We start from the raw sequence: 8,749 nt of genomic DNA, 5'->3' as shown, positions 1-8,749 counted from the left end.
GAATCATATGGAAATCTTAGGCTCTGCAAATATGTTTTTAAAACTCAGCGCAACGGAAATCATATGGAAATTTTAGGCTCAGTAAATGTATTTTTTAAACTCAGCGCAAAGGAAATCATATGGAAATCTTAGGCTCCGCAAATATATTTTTGAACTCAGCGCAACGGAAATCATGTGGAAATTTTAGGCTCTACAATTAAAATTCAGCTCAAAGAAAATCATATGAAAATTAACGATAAAGATTGGCTGGTGAAGTTAATTCTGCACGACGATCTTCCGGTTTTCCTCGGCGCTGTCATGTAACGTTTCGCGCAGTTACGCAGGAGCGGAAAAGCGGACTGAGTACTCTCTGCTAAGATAGAGCTTTTTCGTGAAGAAAAAGCGCCAAACCGCCTACAGACCAGCTCTTGCTTAACTGCGCTGTTACCAGAAGTGCGCTTACTTTCCATGGCTTATTTTTAAAATTCTTGAATTACGTTTATCTAAAATTACTAAAAATGTCCCTCCGTCGAATCCTTCAGGTAATGTTCCAGACACTATCCAAAATTCTTTAATAAGATAGACTTTATAAGGTTTTTGTTTTGCGATATTTTTCTCTCCATATATTTTAAAAAGTATTTTTTCAGCAACTTTTACAGCAGATGTCTCGTCATTTAGAAACTTAACTTCGGTATTGGGCAAATTTTGCGGATCAATATTTTCAACTAAAGCTTCTTCAAGTTCTATTTCTGCCTGCTTTCTATTGAGAAATTCTTTCTGATTAGAATTTTCATTTTGCTTGCACGCTATTATCAACAAGAAACAAAAGTAAAAGACAAAGTTTTTCATATGACCTTATTTTGCGGCATGTTCGGAAGCATTTCTGGTAACGTTAGGCCGCTTCACGCCGTTGCGGATCAAAGCGGACTGAGTTCTCTCTGCCGAAGATAAAACTTTGTTCGTGAAACCGCAACTTCCGGCTACCGAAAACCCCGCAATGGCTTGAAACGGCGGTTATAGGTAGTGCCGGACGTTATTTATTTGGTAATTTAGGGAGTATATTTTTGATGAAATTTTCAAAATCATTTTTACCTACAACTTCGATAATTGCTTCTACCAAAATATACACTTTTGTTTCCTTTACTTTTGGAATAAAATGATTCTTATCACTGTCTGCATTTTTTGCATTTGCGATAGCTTCTTCCAGTTGCGGTAGAAACTTATGCGGGTGATATCCGCCTTTTTCGAACGTAGAAATTTCTGTTTTGAAATCGCTACATGTAATGGATTCTGATGTTGCGATATTTGCTTTTTTATGAAAGTATAACCAAACCTCAAAACACGGATTACTTAAAACGATGTGCCAGTTTGGAAACTTATCGCAATAACTGGCAACTTCGCGAATTTGCGCTTCAGACCATCTGTCAATGTCCATTACAAACCATAAATCGTCATCATCATTTAAACCTTCTTTCTCGATGTATCTTACCGCTCTATCTAAAACCCATTTAGGTGCAGACTTATTAGGATTTATTGAGATTGCTTCCTCTTCACTAACTATATCTTCAATAACATCGACAGCAATTTTTTTTGAAAGATATCTTAAAATTTTAAAGTACTCCGGCTCTCGTTTACTTCCCTCACATGCTATTGCAAAAAGTTTATAATCTCGTACAAGCTCAATTGGCGTTTCTCTTTTGTAACCTCGTTTCTTATGCATCTTGAATATTCCAATTTAAATCTTCCAAACTTGCTAAAAAAGGAACTGCGCCAAATCGACCTTTCAAATAACCTTTTCTAATATCCAAATCATATCTAGGCTTAAATTCGCTTAAAGAGTATAACTGTGTATTGCCATTAATTTTATCTTTTTCTGCAAACCAAATTTCGTCTTGTCTAAATATTTCCAAATCTAATAAATTAGATTCGTGTGTAGTAAAAATAAATTGCCCTTTGGTTTTGTCTTCTTGCATTATTTTTTGAACCAGGACTTTCAATAGTGCAGGGTGTAGACTTTGATCTATTTCGTCAATTATAAAACTTACGTCATCAGTTAAAATTTTATTGAACGCCGGTATAAAATCCAATAATCGTTGTGTACCATCGGATTCTTCTGTGAGATCAAATGAGATTTTTTTCCCATCACTTCCAACATGTTTTGCAATCACCCTCTTTATAATATACTTGCCCTTCTCTTTTACGGCTAATACACCTCCAGTATCAGTATTTATTAGAATTGTGTGGCCTTGGTCAACTTGTTCAATTATTTCTTTTTTTAGTTCTTCATCGTCATCTCCAAAGTATTTGTCAAAACTTAAAGTTTCTACATCTAACTCTGAAACGCCAGTGTCAAACGTCTGAAGCATTTCATTTGCAAACGATTTAAATTCTTTTGATGATGTCAATGTAGGAACAAGATTTGCAAATTTACTTTCGGGGTGAATTATAATAATTTTATTTTTTATAAAATGTCTTGCAGCAAGTATTTCGTTTATTTTTAGTTCATGAGATTTACCTATTAAAAGCTCTCCGGTTTTTAACAAACTATCTTCCATCAACTCAATCAAGAGTTTTTGTTTTTGCGTTTTTTTATATTTGTCAGCAACATCTATTGATATTTTACCCGATTTTGTATTTTTTCTTTCAAAAATCATTTTATCATCTACAGTTATACCAGATTCATATAACCATTCTTCAATTACAAAATGAGCATTGAAACTAACTCCATAACTAAATATTTTTTTGTTTATTGAAAACTCGATTTCAAATGAAATGGGTTTCGCTTCATTTGTTTTATTTAATTTAAATTTTGTTTCGTTTACAGATTTTATAATACCGCCATTCGCGACAGCTTCTTGTAAAAATTCAATTGCTTTAATTAAATTTGACTTACCTGCTCCATTCGCGCCGTAAATAGCAGCTGCTTTTAAAACTTGTATTTTGCCTAAATTATAAACGTGATGCTTGTGAGATTTAAAGTTCCCAGGGAGCATATTGAACTCTTTTTCCTCGTTAAAAGATAGAAAGTTACTAGTAATAAAACGTATAAGCATATTTAAAATAAATTATTTTCATCAAAGTTAAACGAAAAAATCTCTTAAATACTATTTTATTGAATAAAAATAATTTAAAAATATGGTGTTTAGGAGAAATTTTCGGATTGGAAATAGGCATTACCTATAACGTTAGGCCGCTTCACGCGGTTGCGGATCAAAGTGAGCCGAGTTCTCTCTGCCAAGATAATGTTTCTTCGTGAACTAGCAATTTCCGGTGACGAAAAACTCCGCAATCGCTTGAAACGGCGGTTAACTGCTGGCGCTTATTTATTTTGTTTTAGAGTTTTCAAATATTCGATGTAAGCTTCTTGGTCAATTTCAATAATTGTATCAGATTTATAAACTTGGATTGTGGCATTATTTACCTGTTTGGACAAACTATCTCCAATTTCGATCAAGTCATATTGTTGACCATACAAACTTATTTTTTTTCCGTGGGATAATTTTAAGACAGGAGTATTGTGATTTTCTTTGTCAATAAACTTGTCGCTTACGATTCCATAATATTGATCTCGTTTGATAGTTTCAATTACCTTATCAAAACCTGCAGTTTTATCTCTATTTGCAAGCCAGATAAATCCCACAAATATTAAAATGCCGATTAAAAATTTATATGTAGGTGAAATATCCATCGATTATGAGTTTTTCTCCGCAATCTAGGTGCGCTTGCAGTTAACGTTAGGCCGCTAGGCGAAGTCGCGGCCAAGCGGACTGAGTTCTCTCTGCCAAGATAATATTTCTTCGTGAATAATGAAAGTTCAACTTGCCGAAAACCAGCGCACTGCGCCTAACGGCGGTTATACGCCGGTTACTTTCTTTTTAAAACGAACTTCCCAAGTTGCAGCGAATCCGGAACAGTTATTTCTAAAAGATCGTCTTTTAAAATAAATGGAAAATCGTCAAAGCTTTTTTCACCCAAGGAATTTTCACCTTCCAGTTTAATAATTTTTCGAGTTTCGTCAACAATATAATTTCCTGTAATCTCCATTGATGCCATCATATTCCATTTGTATGTTCCAGTTTTATCGAACGAAAATTCGGTATGGCCATACATCATTTTTGCCATTGACTTTACTTGGTTTAATTTAGATGTTGTCAGCTCGGTTTCGCCGAATTCTGGATAGACTGAAAGTGAGTCCTTTTGAAAATGATAATAAATTTCTCCATTGTCAATGGCAATAATTTGCCAATTTCCAATAAGGTCATTTTGCCCGATGGCCGCAAATGGAATCGTAAAAATTAGAATTTTAAGAAGGTTTTTCATATTCGATTAGTTTTACTTCGAAGTGTTAAACTGGCGTATAACGTTAGGCCGCTTCACGCCGTTGCGGATCAAAGCGAGCCGAGTTCTCTCTGCCGAAGATAATCTTTCTTCGTGAAATAAAGATTTCCGGTGACGAAAATCTCCGCAATGGCTTGAAACGGCGGTTAGTAGCCGTTACTTTCTAACTCGCAAAGTTTCCAAATTTTGTTGTCTAGGTAAATATAATCTTGTGAATAATCTCTAACTCCTGTAAACACCTTGAATATTGAATTATCTATAGTTATTCCAATTCCAAGATCAATTGTACCACATTCTTTTACAAATAATCCATTTCTCCGTAAAATATAGATTTTACCATAACCTTCCGAAAGAGAATTAATAATTATTAGCTCCTTATTATTGTCTTTGTCAAAATCATACTCATAAATGTCAACAATATTAGATTTTTCATCATCAAAGGATTTAATATATTCCTCGTTCTTTGAATTTAGTAATACGATATTATAATTCATGGCTTTCCACCGAATTGAGATTTTCTCGCTTGAATTTAGAGATGATGAAATTTCAATGTCATTTTTCAGTTTGGAAGAGCTTAAAATTAATTTCGCAGAATTGTCTATATTGTATCTGCTTTCTTGTGCCGAAATGGAATTAGAAAGTAAAAATGTCAAAAATAATATAACAACTTTGTTCATAGTTTACGGTTTTCGTCTTTTGTAATGGCTACTAACGTTTCGCGCATTTGCGTGGTCGCGTCAGAGCGAACCGAGTTCTCTCTGCCGAAGATAAACAAAGTTCGTGAAACTGAAACATTCCGGCCACCGAAAACCAGCGATCACGTAAATGCGCTGTTACATGGACGGCGCCACTCAAAGTGAATTGAGCCAGCTCGGTTTGCGATTTTCATTTGAACTAAGTCAGCGCAACGAGAATTATATGAAAACAATATATTTTGAAACTCAACGTAACGGAAATCACATGGAAATTTTAGGCTCAGCAAATATATTTTTGAAACTCAGCGCAACGAAAATCATATGAAAACTTTAGGCTCAGCAAGTATATTTTTAAACTCAACGCAACGAGAATCATATGAAAATTTTAGGCTCAGTAAATATATTTTCAAAATTCAGAACAACTAAAATATTTTAAAAAATTATCGACAAAGATTGGCTGACGAAGTTGATTCCACGAACGATTTTCCGGGTTTCCTCGGCGCTGTCATGTAACGTTTCGCGCAGTTACGCAGGAGCGTCAGAGCGAACTGAGTACTCTCTGCCAAGATAAGACTTTCTTCGTGAAAACCGAACGTTCAACTTACCGAAATCCAGCTCTTGCTTAACTGCGCTGTTGTGTGAAGTGCTGTTATTTAGAAGATTTTTTCTCTGCATTTTTAGAAGATTTTCTTCTCTGATTTGAACTTTTTTTCAATTGAAAAAACTCCGAGATTGCTTTTTCCTCTTCCTTGCTAAGTTTGGATTGTTCACCAATAAAATCTACGTCTAATTCAATTTTTTTCATTTTATTGATTTTTAAAATATTTATTAATTAGTTTCAATGCAGCTTGAGTTTCAATTATCATGATTCTGCCTCCAAAATGGAAAGCGCCAAGCGTTTTTTTGTAATGTTCTATTAATTGGGTTTTCGCTATAAATGCAATGTTTCCCTCGTGACCTCTTTGAAAAGACAATTTGCAAGCAAATGCTACAAGATTTCCAGGAACTCCAGAATACATTTTATCTTTTCCTTTGTTGAATGGAGCGCTTTCAACCAAATGCATGTAGACATGATCTGGCTTAACTTCGAGACTAACTAGCCCTTGAATGATTTTGAGATTATTTACGATTGTTAATTTATAAATGTCTCTTTCTGGTTTGTCAAATTCAGACTTCCAATTGAAAACCCAGCCATTTCTTTTGGAAATTGATTTTAAGTCGTTGAACGACAGAAGTGAAATTTCAGTAGCGAAACTATCACCGGTGACGACGTTCTCAATTGAATTTGTGAGTTTGTCAATTATAAAATCTAATCCTGCGTCCAATTCTTTTTTCATATTGCAATTTATGAATTAGAATTGAGATTGTCTCTCTTTCCCGAAGTTTTCTGGCATTTCACACAACGTTAGGCCGCTTCACGCCGTTGCGGATCAAAGCGGGCTGAGTTCTCTCTGCCGAAGATAATGTTTCTTCGTGAAACTATAATTTCCGGCTACCGAAAACCCCGCAATGGCTTGAAACGGCGGTTATGCGATTGCCTAGGGGTGATATTCCCAACTAAATTCATAGCCAGCAGAACTTATAATTTTTTCAGCTTCTTTTAAAAAATTGAGAGCAAATTCATTTGGGAAAAATTTGATGGAAATTGAAATTATTATTCCCTTTTCTCTGGCGCTTGAATAATTTTTAGGAATTTGCCCGCTCTCGATAAAATCAAGATAAGCATTGAGTTTTTTTTGTAAAATTAAAATATGATCTCCATTTTCATCCCATTCTAAATGGTCTGAAATTGTAAGTTGAACTTTCTGATTTGGTGTTATGCTTATAAAATCTATTTTGTCAGTTTGTTCTACGCTCATTTTCTAATTTAGATTGATGTTTGTGGCATTCGCATAACGTTAGGTGCATTTGCGCAAACGCGGCGCAAGCGAACTGAGTTCTCTCTGCCAAGATAAAACTTTCTACGGGAAACCACAACTTCCGGCTACCGAAAACGAGCGCTTTGAGTAAATGCGCGGTTGGGCGATGTTGACTCTATTTCACGCTAGAGTAATATTCTTTATGCAAATGGATTAGAACTAAAAGATGTATCAGTAAAAAAGGTATTCCAAAAATTGTTACTAACAACATAGGCATTAACCACATGATGCCGGTTAATACAAATAAAGCGAACCACCAGTTTTTTAATATTTTAGTTGCTAAAATAAAGTTTAAGACTAAGCTTAAAATTCCTAAAATCCAAGTTATATAGAAAAACGAAAATTTTTGATTTGGTAGTTGATCCATTTCTATAAATATCACTAAAGGAATCGACAAATGACTTAAAATAAAAAATATAAGTGCATAAATTTGGATTTTTCTCATAATTAAAATCAAAGTTCTTGTTGACCACGTTCTCCTTCCCGCAATATCGCCCAACGTTAGGCGCATTTGCGCAAACGCGGCGCCAGCGAACTGAGTTGCCTCTGCCAAGATAAAACTTTCTTCGTGAAACAACAACTTCCGGCTACCGAAAACGAGCGCTTTGAGTAAATGCGCGGTTGAGCGACGTAAACTATAGACAACGACTTCCCTTACAATAAAACCCTAACGTTCTAGATTTGATGAAACCTTCTTTGGTTATTGTTACCTCAATCGCTTCTTTGCCTTGCGCGTCCAAATATGGAGAGTCATGAAATTTTTGAAGATGAAAAACATAGCCATTTTTTATTTCTTTATAAACGCTTGCCTTAATATCGCTATCTATAACGTAGCCATAACTGCTTGCCAGCAAAAGTGCCTCTTCCAAATTATCAATTGTTCCTAAGAACGTTCTGACTTCCTCGATTGATTTTATATATTTAACTTTTTTGTTTTCAACAACGACAACGTAATTGCAACAGTAGCTAGGATGGCAACCTTCAAAAAAACCTGGAAATACAAACTTTTTTAGTGCGTAGTGCTTGTAAACAGAATCTCCGCCCTGGCTAAGTATTTTATAAGAATCTTTAATACTTCCTCCATAATATTGCTTATACGCAATGTAAGCCCAATAGTCATATTTTTTATTGGGAATGATTTTTTTGGCAATTCTGTCAGTATATTTAATTCGTGTGGAATATTCTAATTTTTTAAATTTATTGTCTTCAATATTTTCATTTTTAGAACAAGAAAATCACAAAAATCAAAAGGACGAAAACTACTTTATACATACGGTTTCTGTTTATGTCGCTCAACGTTTCGCGCAGTTACGCAGGAGCGGAAAAGCGGACTGAGTTCTCTCTGCCAAGATAGAACATTCTTCGTGAAAAACGAACATTCAACTTACCGAAATCCAGCTCTTGCTTAACTGCGCTGTTGGCGGTAGTTGTGGTTCAATATATCAATTCATTAATGTATTTAAAATATTCTAATCCACATACAATTGAAAAAGCAGAATATAATAAAAATAGAATTATATAGGAGTGTCTTTTAAAGACGGTTTTCATGTGGCTTTTAAAAAATAGGAATATAACACTACAAAATATAAATGACAGCAAAATTTGAAAAAGAAACCACTCAAGCACAAATTGTAAAAATGGCTTCTCCGCAAAATTTACAACAAGCTGTTCGCTACTTGGTCCCATTGGCCTTAATGACAGAAAGTAAATTATTAACGCAACGACAAAATTTGATAAGTAAAATAATAGATATTTAAAATAGTTCATTTTGTCTTGAAATTTTGTTGGATATTTCTGCAATTACCGCCAACGTTTCGC

12 protein-coding genes are annotated in these 8,749 nt (G+C 34.6%); 1 reads left to right on the top strand and 11 read right to left on the bottom strand.

Annotated features, from left to right (window positions below):
- Positions 1-438 precede the first annotated feature (438 nt).
- From BLP55_RS15685 to BLP55_RS16865, 11 genes are all read right to left on the bottom strand, one after another.
- The gene (locus BLP55_RS15685) at positions 439-828 is read right to left on the bottom strand and encodes a YbbC/YhhH family protein (RefSeq protein ID WP_091146985.1); all 390 of its coding nucleotides are present in this window, start codon (positions 826-828) and stop codon (positions 439-441) included.
- 184 nt (positions 829-1,012) lie between these two features.
- Positions 1,013-1,699 carry an RloB family protein gene (locus BLP55_RS15680; RefSeq protein WP_091146983.1) on the bottom strand — a complete coding sequence of 229 codons (687 nt, stop codon included), beginning with the start codon at positions 1,697-1,699 and terminating at the stop codon, positions 1,013-1,015.
- A complete protein-coding gene (locus BLP55_RS15675; RefSeq protein WP_170826895.1) occupies positions 1,692-2,972 on the bottom strand; it encodes an AAA family ATPase in 1,281 nt (426 codons plus the stop codon). Before BLP55_RS15675 ends, BLP55_RS15680 begins: the two co-directional genes overlap by 8 nt.
- 326 nt (positions 2,973-3,298) lie before the next feature.
- On the bottom strand, positions 3,299-3,667 hold the full coding sequence (locus BLP55_RS15670; RefSeq protein WP_091146979.1) for a hypothetical protein: 369 nt from the start codon (positions 3,665-3,667) through the stop codon (positions 3,299-3,301).
- Between the two features lie 176 nt (positions 3,668-3,843).
- Positions 3,844-4,299 carry a hypothetical protein gene (locus BLP55_RS15665; RefSeq protein WP_091146976.1) on the bottom strand — a complete coding sequence of 152 codons (456 nt, stop codon included), beginning with the start codon at positions 4,297-4,299 and terminating at the stop codon, positions 3,844-3,846.
- 164 nt (positions 4,300-4,463) lie between these two features.
- The gene (locus BLP55_RS15660) at positions 4,464-4,994 is read right to left on the bottom strand and encodes a hypothetical protein (RefSeq protein ID WP_139149758.1); all 531 of its coding nucleotides are present in this window, start codon (positions 4,992-4,994) and stop codon (positions 4,464-4,466) included.
- Positions 4,995-5,661: 667 nt separating this feature from the next.
- Positions 5,662-5,817 carry a hypothetical protein gene (locus BLP55_RS17090; protein ID WP_170826894.1) on the bottom strand — a complete coding sequence of 52 codons (156 nt, stop codon included), beginning with the start codon at positions 5,815-5,817 and terminating at the stop codon, positions 5,662-5,664.
- 1 nt (position 5,818) lies between these two features.
- Positions 5,819-6,349 carry a hypothetical protein gene (locus BLP55_RS15650; protein ID WP_091146970.1) on the bottom strand — a complete coding sequence of 177 codons (531 nt, stop codon included), beginning with the start codon at positions 6,347-6,349 and terminating at the stop codon, positions 5,819-5,821.
- A gap of 201 nt (positions 6,350-6,550) precedes the next feature.
- On the bottom strand, positions 6,551-6,871 hold the full coding sequence (locus tag BLP55_RS15645) for a DUF6572 domain-containing protein (protein WP_091146967.1): 321 nt from the start codon (positions 6,869-6,871) through the stop codon (positions 6,551-6,553).
- A 175-nt stretch (positions 6,872-7,046) separates the two neighbouring features.
- Positions 7,047-7,484 carry a hypothetical protein gene (locus BLP55_RS15640; RefSeq protein WP_139149756.1) on the bottom strand — a complete coding sequence of 146 codons (438 nt, stop codon included), beginning with the start codon at positions 7,482-7,484 and terminating at the stop codon, positions 7,047-7,049.
- Between the two features lie 82 nt (positions 7,485-7,566).
- Entirely contained in the window at positions 7,567-7,800 is a 234-nt protein-coding gene (locus tag BLP55_RS16865) for a hypothetical protein (protein ID WP_139149754.1), read from the bottom strand.
- A 720-nt stretch (positions 7,801-8,520) separates the two neighbouring features.
- Between BLP55_RS16865 and BLP55_RS17085 the strand changes: the two genes are divergently transcribed.
- Positions 8,521-8,688: a hypothetical protein gene (locus BLP55_RS17085; RefSeq protein ID WP_170826893.1), complete on the top strand. Its 168-nt coding sequence runs from the start codon at positions 8,521-8,523 to the stop codon at positions 8,686-8,688.
- Positions 8,689-8,749 lie beyond the last annotated feature (61 nt).

Source organism: Flavobacterium caeni, from assembly GCF_900101895.1.
GTDB classification, from domain to species: Bacteria; Bacteroidota; Bacteroidia; order Flavobacteriales; family Flavobacteriaceae; genus Flavobacterium; species Flavobacterium caeni.
The sequence above is the reverse complement of the archived record's forward strand: the minus strand, read 5'-3'. Positions and strand labels throughout refer to the sequence as shown.